Origin of the sequence: Paenarthrobacter aromaticivorans, from assembly GCF_019038615.1 — a bacterium.
Taxonomy (GTDB): Bacteria; Actinomycetota; Actinomycetes; order Actinomycetales; family Micrococcaceae; genus Arthrobacter; species Arthrobacter aromaticivorans.
Map to the genome: position 1 here is coordinate 246,783 of NZ_JAHOPC010000005.1, position 21,379 is coordinate 268,161.

General features: G+C 62.9%; 15 protein-coding genes. 9 read left to right on the plus strand and 6 right to left on the minus strand.

The features are described 5' to 3' along the window. Positions 1–3 precede the first annotated feature (3 nt). Entirely contained in the window at positions 4–807 is an 804-nt protein-coding gene (locus KSW38_RS10955) for an RDD family protein (protein WP_216924951.1), read from the minus strand. A gap of 129 nt (positions 808–936) precedes the next feature. On the opposite strand from KSW38_RS10955, the gene KSW38_RS10960 reads away from it, so the two are divergent. Further along, complete coding sequence (locus tag KSW38_RS10960) at positions 937–1,932, plus strand: stage II sporulation protein M (RefSeq protein ID WP_216924952.1); 996 nt, start codon at positions 937–939, stop codon at positions 1,930–1,932. A 154-nt stretch (positions 1,933–2,086) separates the two neighbouring features. Further along, a complete protein-coding gene (locus tag KSW38_RS10965; protein WP_308169341.1) occupies positions 2,087–3,190 on the plus strand; it encodes a TIGR01906 family membrane protein in 1,104 nt (367 codons plus the stop codon). Between the two features lie 11 nt (positions 3,191–3,201). On the opposite strand, the gene KSW38_RS10970 is transcribed toward KSW38_RS10965, so the two are convergent. Then, on the minus strand, positions 3,202–5,034 hold the full coding sequence (locus KSW38_RS10970; RefSeq protein WP_216924954.1) for an AMP-dependent synthetase/ligase: 1,833 nt from the start codon (positions 5,032–5,034) through the stop codon (positions 3,202–3,204). A 10-nt stretch (positions 5,035–5,044) separates the two neighbouring features. Beyond that, on the minus strand, positions 5,045–6,688 hold the full coding sequence (locus KSW38_RS10975) for a dolichyl-phosphate-mannose--protein mannosyltransferase (protein ID WP_428982383.1): 1,644 nt from the start codon (positions 6,686–6,688) through the stop codon (positions 5,045–5,047). Between the two features lie 325 nt (positions 6,689–7,013). Here KSW38_RS10975 and rsmI point away from each other — a divergent pair, with 325 nt between their 5' ends. Together rsmI and KSW38_RS10985 are read left to right on the plus strand one after the other, a co-directional pair. Beyond that, the gene (rsmI, locus tag KSW38_RS10980; RefSeq protein WP_254186382.1) at positions 7,014–7,880 is read left to right on the plus strand and encodes a 16S rRNA (cytidine(1402)-2'-O)-methyltransferase; all 867 of its coding nucleotides are present in this window, start codon (positions 7,014–7,016) and stop codon (positions 7,878–7,880) included. A 160-nt stretch (positions 7,881–8,040) separates the two neighbouring features. Beyond that, positions 8,041–9,522: an NAD-dependent succinate-semialdehyde dehydrogenase gene (locus KSW38_RS10985; RefSeq protein ID WP_216924955.1), complete on the plus strand. Its 1,482-nt coding sequence runs from the start codon at positions 8,041–8,043 to the stop codon at positions 9,520–9,522. Between the two features lie 136 nt (positions 9,523–9,658). Here the strand turns inward: KSW38_RS10985 and KSW38_RS10990 are convergent, their stop codons facing one another. Genes KSW38_RS10990 through KSW38_RS11000 form a run of 3 tightly spaced genes read right to left on the minus strand, consistent with a single transcriptional unit; the run spans position 9,659 to position 14,808 of the window. Beyond that, a complete protein-coding gene (locus KSW38_RS10990) occupies positions 9,659–12,157 on the minus strand; it encodes a transglutaminase TgpA family protein (RefSeq protein WP_216924956.1) in 2,499 nt (832 codons plus the stop codon). Then, positions 12,154–13,707, minus strand: a complete 1,554-nt coding sequence (locus KSW38_RS10995) for a DUF58 domain-containing protein (RefSeq protein ID WP_216924957.1) — start codon at positions 13,705–13,707, stop codon at positions 12,154–12,156. Before KSW38_RS10995 ends, KSW38_RS10990 begins: the two co-directional genes overlap by 4 nt. Before the next feature lie 12 nt (positions 13,708–13,719). Then, positions 13,720–14,808: an AAA family ATPase gene (locus KSW38_RS11000; RefSeq protein WP_216924958.1), complete on the minus strand. Its 1,089-nt coding sequence runs from the start codon at positions 14,806–14,808 to the stop codon at positions 13,720–13,722. A gap of 158 nt (positions 14,809–14,966) precedes the next feature. Here KSW38_RS11000 and KSW38_RS11005 point away from each other — a divergent pair, with 158 nt between their 5' ends. The 5 genes from KSW38_RS11005 to KSW38_RS11025 all read left to right on the plus strand — a co-directional run bounded on the left by KSW38_RS11005 (position 14,967) and on the right by KSW38_RS11025 (position 21,062). Next, positions 14,967–15,863: a TatD family hydrolase gene (locus KSW38_RS11005; protein WP_216924959.1), complete on the plus strand. Its 897-nt coding sequence runs from the start codon at positions 14,967–14,969 to the stop codon at positions 15,861–15,863. 293 nt (positions 15,864–16,156) lie between these two features. Continuing rightward, positions 16,157–17,299: a resuscitation-promoting factor gene (locus tag KSW38_RS11010; RefSeq protein ID WP_216924960.1), complete on the plus strand. Its 1,143-nt coding sequence runs from the start codon at positions 16,157–16,159 to the stop codon at positions 17,297–17,299. Positions 17,300–17,325: 26 nt separating this feature from the next. Continuing rightward, positions 17,326–18,207, plus strand: a complete 882-nt coding sequence (gene rsmA / locus KSW38_RS11015; protein ID WP_216924961.1) for a 16S rRNA (adenine(1518)-N(6)/adenine(1519)-N(6))-dimethyltransferase RsmA — start codon at positions 17,326–17,328, stop codon at positions 18,205–18,207. Next, positions 18,204–19,196 (plus strand): 4-(cytidine 5'-diphospho)-2-C-methyl-D-erythritol kinase, encoded by a 993-nt coding sequence (locus tag KSW38_RS11020; protein ID WP_216924962.1) that lies wholly within the window; start codon positions 18,204–18,206, stop codon positions 19,194–19,196. Before rsmA ends, KSW38_RS11020 begins: the two co-directional genes overlap by 4 nt. A 36-nt stretch (positions 19,197–19,232) precedes the next feature. Next, a complete protein-coding gene (locus KSW38_RS11025; RefSeq protein ID WP_216924963.1) occupies positions 19,233–21,062 on the plus strand; it encodes an ABC-F family ATP-binding cassette domain-containing protein in 1,830 nt (609 codons plus the stop codon). Positions 21,063–21,379: the final 317 nt, after the last annotated feature.

The window sequence follows — 21,379 nt, forward strand, 5'->3', positions numbered from 1 at the left end:
GCCTCAGCCCTGGGTGAACGGCAGCTTGCGAAGCCTTTCGCCGGTGGCGGCGTTGCGCTGTTCCGCCGTGCGAAGGCGCGCAAATTCACGGTTGCGTCGCTCGCCGAGGACCGCCCCTATGTAGTCCTCGGGAATCGTTCCCGCTGGCGGTGGCGGCGCGACGTAGTTTGCCAGCTCCGAGGCCAGCGCTGCGGCCATCCTGGCGCGTGAGGATGGTGCCATGAGGTATGCCTGCTGAACGAAGGTTCCGGCCCGGCGGGCTGTGGCGTCGGGGATCCGTCCTATGTCCGCCATGGCTACCCATGGTTGGAGGTAAGGCGGAGCGCCGGGAAAGATCCTCGGCTCGGAGGGCACGCGCTGGCGCAGGGAGTAAGTGCCGGCTACGACGTCGCCGAGGCGCTTGGACTTGTCGTTGAAGAGTGCCACGGCGATAGCGAGGCCACCGAAGGTCATGTAAATCTCGAGGAACCCGAGCAGCCCACGGATGACCGCGTGCCGAAATCTGATGGAGCCGCCGTCGTCCCGGACCACACGAAGGCCCGCGGCCAGTTTCCCCAGCGAGCGGCCGCGGGTGAGCGTCTCCACTGTGACGGGAACGATGACGAAGGAGAACACGACACAGGCCAGGACCATGGCTCGGACCGCGGCTTCATCGAGATTCCGGGCGGCGGAGAGGATCAGGATGATGAGGAGGATCAACAGGAGGACGTTGGCAATGACGTCCAGTATGAGCCCCAGTGCGCGGGCGGCGAAGGATGCCGGGCGCAACTCCAGGACCACTGCCTCGCCTGTGATGATTGAACTCAAGTCCGCCCCCGGTGCGTAGCAATCACGACGGGCGCACAACGTACCCGCATCAACGAGTCTAGCCGCGCCCGTCCCGGCAGCCAGGGACAGGGCAGACCCGGATAGGGCAGACAGGGATAGGGTGGTGCCGTGGACATCGATGCCTTTTCGGCCGCGCATGGGGACAAATGGTCGCGGCTCACGTTTTTGGCACATAAGCGGCGGCTCACTGGGTCCGAGGCCGACGAACTATTGCGCCTGTACCAGACTGTCTCCGCACATTTGTCCCTCATCCGCTCAGTGGCTCCCGAGACGGCCTTGTCCTCATCCCTGTCTGCCGCGCTTGCCCAGGCTCGTACCAGGTTCACCGGGGCACGTTCGAACTTCATGGAAGACCTCGCCCGCTTCTTCGTCATCGCGCTGCCCGCGGCGTTCTACAGACTCCGATGGCTGACGGTGTGGTGTGGGGTTTTCTTCGTGCTGGTGAGTGGGGCGTACGCCCTGTGGATCGGGACGTCGCCCGAGGCGCTGCGGGCCGCATTTGGCAGCGATGACAGGGTTCGTCAGTACATCGAAGACGATTTCATCGACTACTACTCGGAGAACCCGGCGGCGTCGTTTGCAGGCGCGGTGTGGACCAATAACGCCTGGATTTCGGCCCAAGCCGTTGCGTTCGGAATTACGGGGTTTTGGGTGCCCATGATTCTCTTCCTCAACGCCCAAGGCGTCGGCGCGGCTGCCGGCGTCTTTGCTTCTGCGGGAAAGTTGGATGTCTTCTTCAGCTACATCCTTCCTCACGGGCTCATGGAACTCACCGCAGTGTTCATCGCCTGTGCGGCCGGCCTGAAAATTTTTTGGTCGATGGTCCGGCCCGGCCCCAGGACCCGGATGCAGGCCGTCGCCGACGAAGGGCGTTCGCTGATCACGGTTGCCCTTGGGCTGGTCCTGGTACTTCTTATCTCAGGCGTGGTGGAAGCGTTCGTGACACCAAGCCCCTTGCCTGTTTGGATGAAGATCGCGATCGGGGCACTGGTCCTGGCGGCCTACTGGACGTACACCTTGGTTCTGGGGGGACGTTCATTTCGTTCGGGAGCTACCGGCGACCTTGACAGCCATGACGCCGGTTACCGGGGGATTGCTGTCTAGGCGGACACGCCTGCACCTTACAGTTGCGTTTCGATCTTGCCATACGCGGGGTGGCTCCTCGTCTCTGCCCAAACCCGGACTGTAGGCTCGAATGCAGACAAGAGTGCCGGCAGCATGCTTAGGCCGGTGGGATGCCTACGGAAGTGAAACCGCTGTGAGTGACAAGAGCCAAAAACCACAAGATCCGGCGACGGACGTCCACGAGGACCCCGACGAGCCGGCCTTTGACTGGATGAAGCCCAAGGCATCCGGTGGTTCTTCTGCTGCTCCCTCAGGTCCCGTGCCGGTTCAGCCGGAAAGCCGCGCTGACCGGAAGGCTGCCGAGGCTGCGGACGTTGAGCCGGAGCCACCGCTTTTCGCGGAGACCGTGGCAGATGCGCCCGCAAGTCGCCAACCCGCACACTATTCCGAACCGTTGCCGACGTCTGCCCTCCAGGTTCGTCCGCCGGAAGACGAGGTTGCCAGGCGTAATGCAGAGCGCGAACAGGCAGCGAAGGTCAAGCCAATCGGCCCCCGGATTTTCCAGGTACTGCTCGCGGTCTTCTTCCCCGTGATCCTCCTGGTGTTGGCTGTCAGGGCGGTGACCAGCCCCCTGTTCCTCTGGGTTGAATACAACCGGCCGGGTTTCCCGGGAGACGGCTACGGGTTCAGCACGGATGATCGCATGACCTACGGCTCCTATGCTGTGGACTACTTGAGCAACTGGTCAGGGCCCAGGTATTTGGGTGGCTTGGTAAACCAAGACGGCGCCAAGCTTTTCAAAGACAGCGAAGTCGCGCATATGGCGGACGTGAAGATGGTTATTCTGACCTCGTTTAGTGCGGGCCTGCTGCTCATTCTTTTGAGCATAATCGCCATTGCCTACCTGCGTAAGCGCAGTGCAGGCGGTGTCAGGCGTGGGCTCTTCGCCGGCTCCATCGTCACGTTGGTCATCATCATTGGCCTTGCAGTGTTGGCAGCCCTGAGCTGGCAGCAGTTCTTCACCGAGTTCCACCGGATCTTCTTCGCCAATGGCACCTGGACATTCTCCCTGGACGACACGCTCATTCGTCTCTTCCCCGGACAGTTCTGGGTGGATGCGGGAATCGTCATTGGAGCCCTCGTGTTCCTGGCCGCGACGGTTACCTTCATCCTCACCTGGCCAACGCGTCGTCGCCGTGGCTTGGACTCCAAATCAGCGGCCGAAGAAGAAGCATCCTCCACCGAAATCGACGACGAAAGCGATACCTCTGGTGTCCGCAAGGACACCGTCGCGTAACGACGCCGCCGCTACTTTTCGTAAAGCTTCTCCACCAATGAGGAGAAGTCCTTCACCACCGCGGCCCGCTTCAACTTTAGCGATGGCGTCAGGTGCCCGGACTCGACGCTGAGATCTGCGGTGATAAAGCCAAACTTACGGATGGATTCAGCGGAGGATACGAGAGTGTTGGCTTCGTCCACGGCAGACTGAACGGCTGCACGGACGCGCTCGTCCCTTGCGGCTTCGCTGGGGGACATGGCGTCTCGCTTGTTCTCGGCGCACCAGTCTTCAAGCCCTTCAGGATCCAGGGCCACCAGCGCTGCGACGAACGGCCTGCCGTCGCCCACCACCACTGCCTGTCCTACCAGTTGGTGCTCCCGTAGTTTTTCTTCAAGGGGACCGGGAGCGACGTTCTTGCCGCCCGCGGTGACCAACAGGTCTTTCTTCCTGCCTGTGATGGTCAGGAACCCGTCCGGGTCGAGCTCGCCCAGATCTCCTGTGCGGAAGAAGCCGTCCACGAAGGCCTCAGCGGTGGCGGCATCATTCCGGTGGTAGCCCTTGAACACGCCGATTCCCTTGACCAGCACCTCGCCATCCTGTGCCACGCGGATGGTGGTGCCGGGCAGCGGAATGCCAACGGTCCCTATGCGGGACATGCTTGGCGTGTTGACGGTGCAGGGCGCAGTGGTTTCGGTAAGGCCATAGCCCTCAAGGACTGGGATCCCCGCGCCGTGGAAGAAATGGTTCTCCCGGAGGCTGAGGGGGCTGGCCCCGGACACGGTGTAGCCGACCGCACCGCCGAAGACCTCCCGCACTTTGGGGTAGAGGAGCTTGTTGAATACCGAGTGCTTGAGGCCAAGGAACCAACCCGGGCCGGGCCCCTGCCCGCGGGCGGCGAGATCTACCGCCGTCGAATATTCGACGGCGGTGGCGGACGCTGCGGCGAACAGTCCGGACTTGCCTGACATGGCCGCTTTGTGTCCGGCCCCGGCATAGACCTTTTCGAAGATACGGGGAACTGCGAGCAGGAATGTGGGTTTGAAGGCACCGAGGTCCGCCATGAGGCCGTTGGCACCTGGGCTGTGCCCCAACGTGACGCCTGCGGTAAGGCAGACCACCTGGACTGCCCTCGCCAGGACATGTGCCAACGGTAGGAACATCAATGTTCGCGCGCCGCGCTGCATCAAAAGTTCGGGGAGGAACGGGATGACGTTCCGGGCAACAAGCACGAAGTTGCCGTGGGTGATTTCGCAGCCCTTGGGTTTGCCGGTTGTGCCGGAGGTGTAGACGATCGAGGCGACATCGGACAGGGTGGCCGCGCTGCGCTGGCGCTCAAGTTCGGAATCCATAATGCCAATTCCGACGGCGGCGAGGCTGGTCAGGTTGGGGGCCTCTCCGTCGTGCTCCATACGGATGATCGTCACCGGGTCCTCACCCAAGGCCGTGGACTTCTCAACGAGGGTGTGAAGAAGGTCTGCTTTGGACGTGTCTTCCACAAAGATGCGCCGGGCACCGGAATCGGCAAGGATCCACTCGATCTGGCTTGCCGACGACGTTTCATAAATGGGTACGGTAACTCCGCCAGCCATCCAGATGGCGAAGTCCACCAAGGTCCATTCGAAACTTGAATGGGACAGCACAGCTACGGGATCGCCAGGGTTGACGCCTCCAGCGATGAGGCCCTTCGCCAGTGCCTGTACGTCCGCGAGGAAGCGCGCGGCAGGCACGTTGAGCCACCCATTGGCTGTCTTATGGGCATAAAGGTTGCCGAACGGGTCCTTGGCGCATCGTTCCAGAAGGAGGTCCGTCACGTTGGTATTCTCGTCGGCCTCGACCAGAAGCTCCGTGCTTGCCTCCCTCACGATCCTCCTCCTAGATCCACGATGGCATCCACATTCTCATCCGCCATTCCTGATAGCTGATGACTTCGGCGGTCAGCACAGGATAGAAGAACGCTGTGGCCAGTACGGCCAGCACCACAACCAACCCCACTATGTAGAGTCCGGATCTCCGACGCCAGGGAGGATCGCTGCTGCGGCCCAGCACCAACCCCAGAACATACGTCAGGGCCAGCACCAGGAACGGTTCAAAGGAGACTGCGTAGAAGATGAACATCGTGCGTTCGGGGTACATGAACCACGGCAGGTATCCAGCCGCGACTCCAACGAGGATGGCCCCGGCGCGCCAATCCCGCCGGCCTGCCCACCAGAAGAGCAGGATCACCAAGGCTATGGTGCCGCCCCACCACACAATGGGGTTGCCTACGGGCAGGATGGCCGAGGAACAGGTCTCGGCAATGCAGCCAGCAGTTCCCTGCTTGGGCGATTGGTAATAGAACGAGGTGGGCCTGCCCATGACCAGCCAGGTCCAGGGGCTGGATTCGTAGGGGTGGTCAGCGCTGAGGCCCTGATGGAACTTGTACGCCTCCAGGTGGTAATGCGCCAGGGAACGCACGGAATTGGGCAGCCAATCCCACCCGGGTGCCGGGTTGGTGGCCGCCCATTGACGGTAGTAGGCATCCTTGGAGAGGAACCAGCCGGTCCACGTGGCAACATAGGTGGCTGCGGCGATCGGGACAATGGTCAGGAAAGCCGGAAGGCCATCCTTGATGACCGCTGCACTCGGCCAGCTGCGGATCCCGGCGGTGCGGCGGGCACTCATGTCCCAGAAGACAGTCAACAAGCCGAACGCCGCCACGAAAAACAGGGCAGACCATTTGGTGCCCACGGCCAGGCCGAGGCAAATCCCAGCAACCAGGCGCCACCAACGCATCCCCAGCCAGGGGCCGGTCAACAGTTGCGTGGCCGAGGGTCGGCCGTCGGATGAAGCAGCCGCACGGGCGGCAAGCCTTGAAGCGAGGCGGCGCCGGCCGTCGTCGCGGTCCAACAGCAACGCGCCAAAGGCGGCAAGGAGCCAGAACGCAAGGAAGATGTCCAGCAGGGACGTTCGCGACAACACGATATGGTGGCCGTCAATGGCGAGCAGCAACCCGGCCACTGCGCCAAGGGTGTGGGAACGGAAGAGCTTCAGCGCGATGAGCGACAGCAGGAAGACGGTGAGCGTCCCGGTCAGGGCGGCACCGAAACGCCAGCCGAACGGATTGTCAGCCCCAAATAACCACATGCCGAAGGCGATCATCCATTTCCCGACCGGAGGATGAACCACGTACTCCGGGGTGTTGAGCAGGATGTCAGGATGGCCGGCATTGAACGAATCGTTCGCGTTGGCCGGCCAGCTGCGTTCGTATCCGCTGACGAGGTACGAATACGCGTCCTTGACGTAATACGTTTCGTCGAACACCAGGCTGTGTGGGACCTCAAGACGGAAGAAGCGCGGGATTCCGCCGATGACGGCCGTAATGGTGGGAATCAACCAGAACCATAAACGCAGCGAGGGCGGGTAATCCCGCCAGCTTTGGATCCCGCCGATCAGACGAGATGTCAGGGCGCCCACCGTGAAGGCCGCAGCGGGACTGGCGATCCAGCGGTGGCCCGCCAGCCCGCGTCCGGCAGTCAGTCTGCTGCCGTCTGAATCGCCCTGTCCGGAGGGAGGCCGCCACGAAGTAGTTGCCCGGACAGCTGTTGTCTGGGTTGGCTCTCCGGAGCCGTTGCTTGCCGCCACGTCCGTGGCTCCGGAAGGTAGTGCCGACACTGCGGGGGTTCCGGAATCGGTGGTGGGAACGGGGGACTGGCTCACCCGCCCATGCTACCGTTCCATCCTTACTGCGGCGTTGAACTGCGCGCGGCATTAGGCTTGGCAGGTGGAAGAACAACACAGCACCCCGGACGAAGCCCCCTCTGATGATGGATCGGCGGTTTATGAACCGGACGCGGCCCAGGAACTGGACGCGGGTACCAACACGAGCGCAACCACAGCAATCGGCAGGATTGTGCTTGCTGCCACTCCTATCGGCAACGTGGGCGATGCGTCCTCCCGCTTGATCGAACTCCTGGCGACCTCGGACATCGTTGCAGCGGAGGACACGCGCCGCCTGCATCGGCTGGTCCAGGCCTTGGGCGTGGAGGTGTCCGGGCGCGTCATCAGCTATCACGAACACAACGAGGTAGCCAAGACAGGTGAACTGCTGGAGCATGTGCGGGCCGGCAAAACCATCCTGATGGTCAGCGACGCCGGAATGCCGGCAGTTTCGGACCCTGGCTTCCGTCTCGTGGAGGGAGCTGTCGCCGCTGGCCTGACTGTGACTGCCGTACCGGGACCTTCCGCTGTGCTGACGGCTCTGGCGCTTTCCGGGCTCCCGACAGACCGATTTTGCTTCGAGGGCTTCCTGCCACGGAAGTCGGGCGAGCGGAATTCCCGCTTGGCGGACTTGGTTGACGAGCGCCGCACCATGGTGTTCTTCGAGGCTCCGCATCGGCTTGAAGTGATGCTTCGGGCGCTGCACGAGCGTTTTGGCCCGGAACGCCGGGTGGCTGTTTGCCGTGAACTGACCAAGACCTACGAAGAGGTCATCCGCGGAACTCTGCGCGAGCTCCTGGAGTGGGCAGAAAACAATGAAGTCCGCGGTGAAATTGCCGTGGTTGTGGGTGGCGCTCCCGAGCAGGCTCCCGGCAAACCGGAAGACCATGTAGCTGCCGTGAATGAGCTCATCTCCCAAGGAATCCGGCTGAAGGAAGCCGTTGCCGCCGTGGCGGATGATGCCCGCGTCAGCAAGCGGGAGCTGTATTCGGCAGTGCTGGCGGCGCGCTGATCGTCCCTGTGCAGCTGCACAATTTGGCGGGCGTATGGCAGTGCGTGAAGGCGTAGACACTGCTTCTTGCATGGCAGTACCGTGGCAGTAATTCAAGCCAATTCTGGCAAGGAACCCTAGTGGTGCAACCCTCCAATGCACCCAAGACGAAGGAGTCGCCATGACTGTCACGGTTGAACGCGAAAGCGAACTGCTGGCTTCCGTCCCCACCGGCCTGCTGATCAACGGTCAGTGGCGTCCGGCGGGATCCGGAAAGACTTTTGATGTTGAGGACCCGGCTACGGGCAAGGTCCTGCTCAGCATCTCCGACGCCGGTGCTGAAGACGGTGCCGCCGCCCTGGACGCCGCCGCTGCCGCCCAGGCTGACTGGGCCCGCACCGCTCCGCGCGAACGCGGCGAGATCCTGCGCCGTGCCTTCGAGCTCGTGACTGAGCGCGCCGAGGACTTCGCCCTGCTCATGACCTTGGAAATGGGCAAGCCGCTGGCAGAAGCCCGCGGCGAGGTAACCTACGGGGCTGAGTTCCTGCGGTGGTTCTCCGAGGAAGCCGTGCGCGTGTCCGGCCGCTACTCCGCAGCACCGGATGGCAAGAACCGCCTGCTCGTGCAGAAGAAGCCGGTTGGACCCTGCCTGCTCATCACCCCGTGGAACTTTCCGCTGGCCATGGCCACCCGCAAGGTAGCCCCGGCTGTAGCCGCTGGCTGCACCATGGTGCTCAAGCCCGCGAACCTGACGCCGCTGACCAGCCTGCTCTTCGCGCAGGTGATGCAGGAAGCCGGCCTTCCCGCAGGTGTCCTGAACGTCATCCAGACCTCCACCGCCGGTGCTGTCACCGGACCGCTGATCAAGGATGACCGCCTGCGCAAGATATCCTTCACCGGCTCCACCCCGGTAGGCCAGGCCCTGATCCGCGAAGCCGCGGACAAGGTCCTGCGCACCTCCATGGAACTCGGCGGCAACGCACCGTTCGTCGTCTTCGAGGATGCTGACCTGGACAAGGCCGTTGAAGGCGCCATCGCCGCCAAGATGCGCAACATGGGCGAAGCCTGCACCGCAGCAAATCGCTTCATTGTGCACGTGTCCATCGCCGACTCCTTTGCCGAGAAGTTCGCTGCGAAGATCGGCTCCCTCACCACCGCACGCGGTACTGAGCCGGAGTCCAAGGTTGGTCCGCTGATCGACGGCAAGGCCCGCGATGGCGTTCACGCCCTCGTCACCGAAGCCGTAGCAGGAGGTGCCACGGCAGTCACCGGTGGTGCCGCCGTCGACGGTCCGGGTTACTTCTACCAGCCCACCGTTCTGAAGAACGTCGCCGCAGACTCCCGCATCCTCCAGGAAGAAATCTTCGGACCTGTGGCCCCGATCGTCACGTTCTCCACCGAAGACGACGCCATCCGCCTGGCCAACAACACCGAATACGGACTGGTTGCCTACGTCTTCACCAAGGACCTCAACCGTGGCCTCCGGGTCAGCGAGAAGCTTGAGACCGGCATGCTCGGCCTCAACGCCGGCGTCATCTCCAACGCCGCGGCGCCGTTCGGTGGCGTCAAGCAGTCCGGCCTGGGCCGCGAAGGCGGCTCCGAAGGCATCGAAGAGTACCTCTACACCCAGTACGTAGGTATCGCCGACCCTTACGCCGACTAGGTCCTGTACAAAAACCAGGTCCTGTCCCGTCCATCGCTCTCGCAACAAGAACGGTAGAGACGAGCAAAGGGCCCGGCTCCGGAGACATAAGTTCCGGAGTCGGGCCCTTTGCTGTTCCCACGATGGGATTGCGGCCTTATCGGCGTTGCGGAAGAAGTCCCCTGAGCGCGCGCCACGATCTGGAAATCCCTTGTCCCGCCCGCCGGAACAGGGACCCCACAGCGCGGAAAGGGGCACCGAGTGCGTGGAACCACCGGCGCATGAGTGACGGCGGCAACCAGGTGGCACGGAAGCGGACCAGCCAGCTGGTATTGTTCCGCAACGATTCACGAACGACGCCGATCCGGGCCACCGCCGGCGAGGAAGACTCCATGGGGCGACCATAACGTTGCCGTTCGAAGTCCGCGGTGAGCGAAGCGACGGCGGCGTGGGCGGCGTCGTCGAGACCCCCGGCCTCACCCAGGATGGAACTTGATCGGAGTCGGGAAGAAAAGTGCCTTGGCGTTTCACTGGGCGTGGACGGTACGCCATAGTCCGTGGCGAGGTCCTGCAACTCTGCCCATGCGAGAGCTGCGGAGTCTTGGTGCCCCGGTGATCCACGATCCGGTGGTTCCTTGGGGTTTAGCCGGCGCCGTCGCAGGACTACCCTGCTCAACCTCGGCGAGCCAAGGAAAGCAGTCAGCAACAGCACTGCCGCAATCGTGCCAATAACCGTTGGCAGAGGGTCGCTTGGCGCAGAGCCAGCAGTTTGCGCGTCACCTCCCGGCAGCGGAACGGTGCTCGGGGGAGGCGTCACTGCGGTGCCTGGAACGTCCTTCTCGTCAGCATTGGTGCTCAGGCTGCCCGGGACCGAGGACTCGGTGGCATATTCCGGAACAACGCCACGCGACGGAGTCGGCTCAAAGGGCACCCATCCCAGTCCTTCGAAGTAGAGCTCGGGCCACGCGTGGGCATCACGGGCGTCTACCTCGTACTCAGGGAACGATCCCTGGCCAACCAAAGCCACGGTCTCGCCCGTCAGCCGGCCGGGTGCGTACCCCACCGCGATGCGGCTGGGGATGCCCTCCACGCGGGCCATCACCGCCATGGCGGAGGAGAAATGGACGCAATAGCCGCTCTTGACCGCCAGGAAGTCCGCCAGCACGGACAACCCGTTACCGTCATACCCGTTTTGCACCGGAGCCTGAAGGGAATACGTGAATTCACTGGAGCGCAAGTATTTCTGGATGGCCAGTGCCTTGGCGTAGTTGTTGCCTGCCGAAGACGTGACTTGCTCCGCCGTCTGGCGCACAATGCTTGGCAGGTTCCCTGGAACGCGGAGGAAGTCGTCCGAAATGGACTTTGGCTTACCCGTGGCTTGGGACAGGGCCTGTGCCGTGATCTTGGGGGCGGCCGAGAACACCACATACCGTTGGGCCAGTGTGCTCGATTCCGTGCTCATGATGCTGAGGGTGGCCGGATCCCAGGTCCAACGGCCGTTCAGCCCGTTTACGGACACCGGGGCAAACGGTGCCGGTAAGTACGGGCTGGTGAACAAGCCCGCGTTGATGGACGTCACCGCGTTCACGACTTCACCTTGGATGGAGTAACCCGGCTCTATCCGGTCCACCCCGGCCCGCCGTGTGGCGGAGCGGTCATCCGGTGCCCAGGTTTCGCCGTCGAAGTGGTCAACAGTGACGGACCTCAGGTAGGTGGCTGCACTGGAACTGGTGGAGTACGTGATGCGTCCTGCCCCCGTGGGACTCCGGAGGCTGTTACCCAATGTGATCATCGGATTGAGGCCGTTCGAGGTACCCCATGGGCTCAGCCGTGAACCCTGCGGGAAGGTGCCGGTTTCAAACCCCGGAATGGCCAGCGGAACAACCAATGCCAAACCCAGAGCCAGTGCCCCCGTCACCAGGGAGCGCCTGATCTGGCCGGAACTTCGTGGTGCTCCGGACTGCAGCCTGGCGTCAGGGGCGAACCAATGGCTGCAACCAAGAATGAGCAGATATCCCACTGTGGCCCCAACGAATCCTGCGACACCTACGCTTTGCGGCTTGATGGTTGCAGGAACCACCATGACCGCAATGAGCCCGACTCCACTGGCTGCCGGCATCGATAGCGGGACGGCCAAAGCATCGATCAGGATCACCAGTAGACCCAGGCAGGCACAAGTGATGAAGACAATCCCCGCGTTTGGGGCTACCGGAGCGCTCTCTGACACAACCGTCTCGGCGGCCCGCTTGATGAGCCGGCCTACCGCGGCAAAGGTCCCGGTGGTGGGAATAAAGCCCAGGAAGCTGTCCTGCCGGCAGAACGTGAAACTGAGTATCCCGGCCAACGCTGCCAAGGCACCCAGCGTGGTAACCAAGGGCTGGATCCGGAGGGTCCGCAGGATGGCAAGCGTCAGGGCCACCGCTACAACGGTGGTGATCAGGGGCATGAACCAGGCCCAGCCCCTGAAGACTCCGTTCAGGGAGAGGGCCGCACCGAGAACGGCGACGGCCACGGAACCAGCCATGATCCAAGGGTAGAGGCCGGGAGCCTGGGGGCGTGGAGGTGGAGTGGGGCCGGGCGCTTCTCCGCTTGGAACCTGCTGGGACGGGCCTCCCCGGTACGTCGCGGGGGACCCACGATGGGACGTGGCGGTCATCGCGGCACCGCCGCTCCGCGCCGTACGTCCATTGCCGCGCTTGCAGCAACCAGCAGGCCGCCTTCGTCGAAGGCTGACCAGGCCGCTGTCAGTGGTGTCTTCGACGTGACGGAGACAGCCTTCCAGCCGCCTTGCCTCAAGGTTTCCAGGACATCGTCCTTATTTCGGGAGTCCGGGTTGCGTGAGTCGGGGATGCGGAACTCATGGTTGCGGGACTCGGTGCTGCTTTGAGGGTCCGTTACTACTATTGCGAAGGCGTTGGCGCCATAGCCGGCCGCCGGAGCAAGCGCCTTGGCCTCGGCCAGGGTCAGATTGCCAAGCAAGGCAAGGAGCGGGCCGCGCAAACGATGTGCAGCGAGCTTGTCCATGAGGCGGTCGTCGAAGACGGAATCAACGTTTTCCTGGCCGTGTACCTCCGATGCCCCGGTAAAGCGGTTAGGCATGGAACCGCTGGGTTCAGGGGTGCGCCGGGAATGTTCCGGACTGTTTTCACCCGCCCTGTGGTGGTCAACCCAGTGGTGCTTTGGTCCGCTCAACTCAATGGCGGCCAAACCTTCGGCAATGGCATGAAGGCCGGCGGCGCCACTGAACTCTTCCACGCCCGGGTCCGGTGCCGACGGCGAGCGGATGAAGGCCGGGCTGCCGAAGGCGTCCAGGACGCGCAGCGAGTAGTTCCGTTCGGCCAAGTGCGCGCTGATGGACATTGCGGCTGTCACAACCCACTCAAAATTCGGGCTGGTCACGAGGTCGGAGTCGTCGTCGTGAGAGCTGAAAACCGAGCCACTGCCGGACGCAAAGGCCGCGAATCGTTGGTCAAGGATGATGGTGGCTTCCGGAGTGGTGACCGATTCCTCCTGACGCACCATGAGCTGTCCGTGCCGCGCCGTGGCGGGCCAGTGGACACGGCGCATCGGATCCCCATGCCGGTATTCGCGGGTCATGATGTCGTCGTCGCTGGGGTTCGCCCTGATACGGGTAGCTGTGACGCCATCGTTCCCACGCGCCCCGGCGAGTCCCGTTACGGGAAGTTCGACGGCGGCCGGCGTCACGGTGAGGAGGTCGCCGTCGTCGATCGCATGGCGCCGCAGCGACAAGCCGAAGGGGTCGCTGAACTCGGCAGTGACAGGACCTATCCGGAACTGTCCCCGCTTGCCGGAACGCAGATGGTATTCGTAGCGGCTGGTGCCGCCGGTGGCAGACCGGGCCGGGAAGCGGAAAGCCGGCGGATCGCCGAACCGTGGAGGAAGTTGTTCCTCCATGATCACGTGACCGGTGGAGAACGTGGAGCGGGCAACCGCCAGGCGAACAGTGGTGGCCGTGGACGTTTCCACGGTGGAGGGATTGAATTCCCGGTACACCTGGAACTTGGGTTTCAACACCCGCACACCGGCCAGGGCAACCAGTGGCAGGATGAACAAGAAGACGGCCAGAGTCAGGAGATCACGTCTGCCCATAATGTAAGCGCAGACCAGCGAGACCACCCCGGCGGCGAGCAATCCCCATCCGCGGCTGGTGAACAAATGCTTGGGGAGCCGATCCACGAGTGCCATGCCCGCTGTCTCCTATGCGCTTTGCTTGTCCCTGCGCCACGCGCCAGGCGGTTCCTGGGCAACCGGGAGGGAAGCGAGGATGCCCCGCAGGACGGTTTGGGGCGTATCGCCGGAACTCGCGGCCTTGCGGTCCAGGATGATGCGGTGGGCCAGCACCGATTCGGCGACGTCCACGACGTCGTCGGGAAGGACAAAATCGCGTCCATCCAAAGCTGCCGTGGCCTTCGCGGCGCGCAACAACTGCAGCAAGGACCGCGGGCTTGCGCCGAGTCGAAGGCGGGCACTTTCCCGCGTGGCCCGGCCAATCGCCACCGTGTATTCCTTGATGGCCGTGGATACGTAGACCTGCCGCACGGAGGCAATCATCGCTGCCACGTCGGCCGCTGTCACCACCGGGGTCACGTTGATGAGGGGAGAGGCTGCCTGATGCGTTTCCAACATCTCGATCTCGGCATCCGTGTCCGGATAGCCCATGGAAATCCTGGCCATGAAGCGATCGCGCTGGGCTTCGGGCAGCGGATAAGTGCCCTCCATTTCGATGGGATTCTGCGTTGCCACCACCATGAACGGCAATCCCAGCTGGTACGAATGGCCGTCAACCGTCACCTGGTGCTCTTCCATGCACTCCAGGAGCGCGGATTGGGTCTTGGCCGAGGCCCGGTTGATTTCGTCGCCTATCACGATGTTCGCGAACACGGCACCCGGCCGGAACTCGAACTGCCGCGAAGACTGGTTGTAGATGGACACGCCCGTCACATCCGATGGCAACAAATCCGGGGTGAACTGAATACGGGACACCGTGCAGTCCACGGTCCGGGCCAGTGTCTTCGCCAACAGGGTCTTGCCAACACCGGGCACATCCTCCAGCAGGAGATGGCCCTGGGCCAGGAGGACTGTCAATGCCAGCTTTGCAGCGTCCGCCTTGCCGTCGATGACCTTGCCAATGGATGCCAGGATGCGCTCGCTGGCATCGTGGAATCGTTCGGCGTCCATGACCTGCGGCTTGTGTCCATTGAGCAAGGCGGCATCCCGGGGCAGCGCACTGTACGCCTCGCCCTGAAGTGGGGAAGGTTCAACGGTGACTTGTCGCTTGGACTCCATGGATTGCCCTTCAGCCGTGGCCAACGCCGGTGTCGGCCGTCTGTCCGTTCCAGACTACCCAGACTTTGGCCGTCCCTGACATAGTGCTCCGCGAATTTATGTGCCAACTGGAATTTGTCTCGAAGCGCAGGGGACCGCGGTCCGATTAAGGTGGGAACATGTGCAATTCCCTCGCCCCCGCTCCCTACCGCGCGTCCTCCGGTGCAACAGAAGCATCGGATTCCCGCAAAGAGTACCCGCCAGCCCCGGAACCGCTTCCCGTCCCGGTAATGGACAACCACACCCACTTGGACTTCCGGCACGGTTTGATCGAAGTCGGCGTTGCGGACGCCATGGATGCCGCCGAAGCGGTTGGTGTCCAAGGGGCGATCCAAGTTGGTTGCGACCTGGAATCGTCGCGCTTCACGGTGCAAGCTGTACAGGCCGATGACCGGTTGCTGGGAGCCGTTGCCATCCACCCCAACGACGCACCTATCTACGCCGGGCGGGGGGAACTGGAATCGGCGCTGGCAGAGATCGAAGAACTGGCCGCCCATCCGCGGATCCGTGCCATCGGCGAGACAGGATTGGACTTCTTCCGAACCCACGGCGAGGGCCTGGCACATCAGCGATATTCCTTCCGAAGGCACATCGACATCGCCAAGCGGCTTGGCCTCACGCTGCAGATCCACGACCGCGACGCCCACGATGACGTAGTGCAGGTGCTGAACGAGGAAGGCGCCCCCGAGCGGGTAGTTTTCCACTGCTTCTCCGGTGGCGAGGAACTCGCCCGCACCTGCAATGACAATGGCTGGTACATGTCCTTTGCGGGGACAATGACATTCAAGAATGCCGGCAACCTTAGGGCAGCGTTGTCTATTGCGGAGCCCAGCCGGATCCTGGTGGAAACAGATTCGCCATTCCTCACGCCACACCCGTACCGTGGCCGGCCAAATGCGAGCTACATGGTGCCGTACACAGTTCGCTCGATGGCGGAAGTGACAGAAAATGACCTTTCGGAACTTTGCGCCAGGCTGGCTGAAAATACCGTAAATGCCTACGGATCCTGGGGCTGATCGTCAGCCCTGAAGCCCTTCGGATGTGAACTCGTTTGAATACCCGGTATGCAGAATTCTTGGTCCGTTTATAACAGATCGGTTACTGTGTACAACAAGTAGCCGGGGTCGGGGAAGGCCTTCGGAAAACTGGTCCGGATCCGTCCGGGCTCTTTAGTTGAATGTATTTGGCGGCGCAGATGCCGGCAGCAGAGGTGGGACCAGGCTTTTTTGCCTGGCCCCTCAGTTTTGCGGCTGGCATTATTTTTTGCGCTTTTCCCCGTGCCCGGATGGTCTGAGAGTTATGGGCAATCGTGATCAAGTTCTTCACAACGGATGGCAAGTTCAGCTTTCTCAAAGTCGGTGCCCAGTTGCTGGTTGTTGCAGCGCTGGTGGTCGGTGTTGTCGCGTTCGTCGGCAACAACAAGACAATCACCTTGAACGTTGATGGCAAGGTGAGTTCCATCCAGACCTTCGGCGGCACGGTTGACCAAGTGGTCAAAGCAGCCAAGGTCGAGCTGAAGGACGCAGACCGTGTTTCACCGGATCTTGGTACCCAGGTGGAAAACGGTTCGGTAGTCAACATCAATCTCGCCAAGGCCGTCTCCATAGAATTGGACGGCGCCCGCAAGACCGTCAACACCAACGCACCGGATGTTGCCGGCCTGGTGAGTGAACTGGGAGTTGCGAGCTCCTCCGAAATCTCCCAGCCGAAGGACGCTTCGCTGGCTGTCACGGGCTCCTTCGTTTCCATCTCCACACCCAAGACGATCAGCTTGGTAGCTGACGGCAAGGACACCAGCACCACCACGACGGCGCCGGACGTCGCCAGCGTCCTGAAGGATGCCGGAGTCACCCTGGGCGCCAGCGATCGCGTCTCCCAGCCCGGAAACGCACCGGTCATCCAGGACATGGTGATCAAGGTCTCCCGCGTGGACACCAGCAAGACCGCCGAAGCCACTGAGGAAGTGCCGTTCGACAGCGTCAGCACCGAAAGTGCCGAACTCTACAAGGGCGACGAGAAAGTGACCCAAAAGGGCGTCGCAGGTTCCGTTGTGAAGACCTTCAAGCTGGTCCTGGTGGATGGCCGTGAAGCTTCCCGCACCCTTGTATCCAGCAATGTCACCACCCAGCCCGTTACCGAAAAGATTGCGGTCGGAACGAAGGCACGCCCCGTCGCTGCCAAGGCTGCCACTTCCAGTGGTCCCACCGGCGCACCGAACGAAGCTATGTGGGACAGGATCGCCCAGTGTGAGTCCGGCGGAAACTGGTCCATCAACTCCGGCAACGGATACTACGGCGGTCTCCAGTTCTCCAGCCCCACCTGGTTGGCCAATGGCGGCGGCGCCTACGCCCCCACCGCCAACCTTGCCACCAAAGCACAGCAGATCGATATCGCCAACCGCCTCTACGCCAGGAACGGCCTCAGCGACTGGGGCTGCGCGTACGCAGCGTGACCCCGCACAGGCGATACGATACCTAGGTGACTGAACCGAATTCCGAACCCGCCGCCGTCGTGCCTTTGATGGGCGCCACAGACATCCGACGGTTAGCCGAGGAAATCGGTGTCCGCCCCACCAAGACGTTGGGCCAGAACTTTGTCATTGACGGTAATACGATCCGCAGGATTGTCTCAGCCGCCAATATCGACGCCGGGGAAACCGTGCTTGAGGTGGGCCCGGGCCTTGGCTCCCTGACTCTTGGGCTGCTCGATGCGGCCAAGACTGTTGTGGCCGTTGAAATTGATCCCGTGCTCGCCAGGAAGCTCCCCGAAACCGTTCGTGCATGGCGGCCAGAGGCAGAAGAGAACTTCCACCTGGTCCTTTCGGACGCCATGAGGGTCACGGAACTGCCAGTTCAGCCGACAGCACTCGTGGCCAACCTCCCGTACAACGTGGCCGTCCCCGTGGTGCTTCACCTGCTGCAACACTTCCCGAGCCTGCAGCACGGACTGGTCATGGTGCAGGACGAAGTCGCAGACCGCCTGGCAGCAACTCCCGGCAGCAAGATCTACGGCGTTCCCTCGGTCAAGGCTGCCTGGTACGGGCACATGCGCAAGGCCGGCGTGATCGGCATGAACGTGTTTTGGCCTGCTCCGAAGATCCACTCAGGACTCGTTGCCTTTACGCGCCATGACCCACCCGCAACCCATGCCACCCGGGAGCAGGTGTTTGCTGTCATTGACGCCGCTTTTGCCCAGCGTCGAAAGACCCTCCGTGCAGCGTTGGCTGGATGGGCAGGCAGCGCGGCAGAGGCCGAACGATGCCTTGTCGCCGCAGGCGTTGATCCCACAGCCCGGGGCGAGGTCTTGGACATTTCTGCCTACGTCCGGATTGCCGAAGCCCGCCACCCAGCGGACGCATGAGTCCGAACACCCGCAAACCCAGCGGCCTGCCATACGTGGGCGATCGCTTCCATGCCCGGACTGTCCGGGTCAAAGCGCCCGGGAAGATCAACGTTTCCCTGAGCGTCGGTCCTTTGCGCCCCGACGGCTACCACTCCGTGGCAAGCGTCTACCTGGCCGTTTCCTTGTACGAAGAAGTGGCGGCCACCAGCACCGGGGCTGACGGAATTACCGTCAGCATCAGCCCCAACAGCACGCTGGACCTGGACGGCGTCGAAATTCCCCTGGACGAAAGCAACCTGGCCTACAAGGCGGCAGCCATCATGGCTGAGCTCTCCGAGAAACCAACCGGCGTCCACCTTGAAATCACCAAGCGCGTGCCGGTTGCCGGAGGGATGGGTGGGGGCTCCGCCGACGCCGCCGCTACCTTGCTTGCGTGCGATGCCCTGTGGAACAGCGGGCTTTCCCGCGAAGAACTCGCTCACCTGGCAGCCGAACTGGGCGCAGACGTTCCTTTCTCGCTCCTAGGCGGGACCGCCGTCGGACTCGGTGTTGGCGACAAATTGTCGCCCGCACTGGCGAAGGCACAAATGGACTGGGTGCTGGTATTCGCCGACTACGGACTCTCCACACCTGACGTCTTCCACACACTGGACGGCCTCCGCGACTCCGAAGGAGTAGAAATCCCGGAGCCCGTTGACGTTGACCCCACCATCCTCCAAGCCCTGCGCCACGGCGATCCCGAGGCCCTCAGCCGGGTGCTGATCAATGATCTCCAGCGGGCATCCATCGCGCTTGCCCCGCAGCTGAGGGACACCATTGGCTTGGGCGAAGCCCGGGGTGCGCTGGCAGGGATGGTGTCCGGCTCAGGACCCACCATCGCGCTGCTTGTCAGGGACTCGGTGTCCGCCAGCGTCCTCGCTGAAGAGCTGACCCATCGAGGCCACACTGCAGTTGCCGTCCACGGACCTGTGCCCGGCGCCCGGATCATCTCCGATACCCTCCTTTAGTAGCTCCCGCATTCCAGCAGTAGAAAGTAGTACCCATTGGCCCACCTGCTTGGCGGCGAAAACCTCACCGTTTCGTTCGCGACCCGCACTGTCCTCGACGGCGTAACCCTCGGTTTGGAGGATGGCGACCGCATCGGCATGGTTGGCCGCAACGGTGACGGAAAATCAACCCTCATGCGTTTGCTCGCCCTGCGCTCGACGCCCGACTCCGGCCGCGTCACCAAACGCGGGGACGTCAACGTCGGCTACCTCGACCAAGGCGACGTGCTCGACGGCGACCTGACAGTGGGCGCTGCGATCGTTGGCGACCGCGCTGACCACGAATGGGCTGCCAATCCCAAGATCCGCGAAGTCATGGGCGGGCTGGTTGGGGACGTCGACTGGCACGCCAACGTGCACGCACTCTCCGGCGGGCAAAAGCGCCGTGTCGCGCTGGCCAAGCTCCTCATCGAAGACCACGACGTCATCATGCTGGACGAACCTACCAACCACCTCGACGTCGAAGGCGTGGCCTGGCTGGCAAAGCACCTCAAGACGCGCTGGCGCGCCAACCAAGGCGCGTTCCTGGTGGTCACGCACGATCGCTGGTTCCTTGATGAAGTCTGCAACTACACCTGGGAAGTCCACGACGCCATGGTGGACATGTTCGACGGCGGATACGCCGCCTACGTTTTGGCGCGCGCCGAGCGGGACCGGATGGCTGCGGTCGTCGAAAACAAGCGCCAGCAGCTCGTCAAAAAGGAACTGGCGTGGCTTCGCCGCGGTGCCCCCGCCAGAACCGCAAAACCGAAGTTCCGGATCGAAGCAGCCAACGACCTCATTGCTGACGTGCCCGATCCCCGGGACTCCGTGGCCCTCAGCAAGATGGCCACCGCCCGCCTGGGCAAAGACGTGCTGGACCTTGAGAACGTGAGCCTGGACTTCCTCGACGGGGCCGATGGGCAGAAACTCTTCGACAACATCACCCTGCGGCTCGCACCTGGCGAACGACTTGGTTTGGTGGGCGTCAACGGGGCCGGCAAGTCCACGCTGCTCAAGCTCCTCAACGGCGAAATCCAGCCGAGTTCCGGCAAGGTGAAGCGCGGAAAAACCGTAGTCACCGCCGTGCTCACGCAGGACGTGAAGGAGCTCGACGACGTCTCGGACCTTCGCGTCATTGAGGTCATCGAACGCGAAAAGCGCTCCTTCAGCGTGGGTGGCAAGGAATTCACCGCCGGACAGCTCGTGGAACAACTCGGGTTCACCAAGGAAAAGCAGTGGACACCCGTTTCGGACCTCTCCGGTGGTGAGCGCCGGCGGCTCCAACTCCTCCGCCTGCTGGTAGGGGAGCCCAATGTACTGATGCTCGACGAGCCCACCAACGACCTCGATACCGACACCTTGGCCGCCGTCGAAGATGTCCTGGACGGTTGGCCCGGGACGCTGGTTGTGGTGAGCCACGACAGGTACCTGCTTGAGCGTGTTACGGACAATCAGATGGCGCTCCTGGGCGATGGCAAACTGCGTGGCTTACCCGGCGGCGTAGACCAATACCTTGAACTGCGTGAAGCGGCACTTGCCTCCGGCGCTGTCGGCGGGGGATCCGGTGCGCCGACTGCCGCCAGCGGTTCATCCGCGGCTGGTGCTGCTTCCGGCGCCAGCGAGGCCGAAAAGCGTGAGGCCCGCAAGGACCTCAACAGGATCGACCGCCAGCTCGGCAAGATAGCCCAGCAGGAAGAAAAGCTCCACACCCAAATGGCCGCGAAGTCCGAATCCGGCGACTTCGATGCCCTGGGTGAGCTCAACGCGAAGCTGCAGGAGTTGCTCGATGAGAAAGAGGGCCTGGAACTCGAGTGGCTGGAGGCCGCCGAAATCCTCGGCGAGTAGGGCGCGGCCAGCGGTGTTGCCGTCGCGAGCGGCAGTTGGCGAGTGGCAGCCGGCGGCGCAGCGGCGCGCATCCTCCGCGTGCTGCTCGTTCCTCGCCTTTGACGCACGCTTCCGGATGCCCGCCGCTGCTGCAAACCCTCTCTCACATCCCGCGGGGTTTTTCCGGACGTTCTCTCACGTCCAACGGGTATTTGCGCAGGCTGTCAAGCTGTGTGGAGTCAGTGGGTTGGTTGTTTGTTTGGTTCGGGGAGGTTGATTCCTACGTAGGTTTGCGGTGCTGGTGTTGTGGGGCGTTGTCGGAATCGGTGTGGGTATTG

Bases quoted from the DNA above. Each gene is read 5' to 3' on its own strand.
- KSW38_RS10985 (WP_216924955.1), top strand. From the start codon at position 8,041: ATGACTGTCACGGTTGAACGCGAAAGCGAACTGCTGGCTTCCGTCCCC.
- KSW38_RS10990 (WP_216924956.1), bottom strand. From the start codon at position 12,157: ATGACCGCCACGTCCCATCGTGGGTCCCCCGCGACGTACCGGGGAGGC.
- KSW38_RS10995 (WP_216924957.1), bottom strand. From the start codon at position 13,707: ATGGCACTCGTGGATCGGCTCCCCAAGCATTTGTTCACCAGCCGCGGA.
- KSW38_RS11000 (WP_216924958.1), bottom strand. From the start codon at position 14,808: ATGGAGTCCAAGCGACAAGTCACCGTTGAACCTTCCCCACTTCAGGGC.
- KSW38_RS11005 (WP_216924959.1), top strand. From the start codon at position 14,967: ATGTGCAATTCCCTCGCCCCCGCTCCCTACCGCGCGTCCTCCGGTGCA.
- KSW38_RS11020 (WP_216924962.1), top strand. From the start codon at position 18,204: ATGAGTCCGAACACCCGCAAACCCAGCGGCCTGCCATACGTGGGCGAT.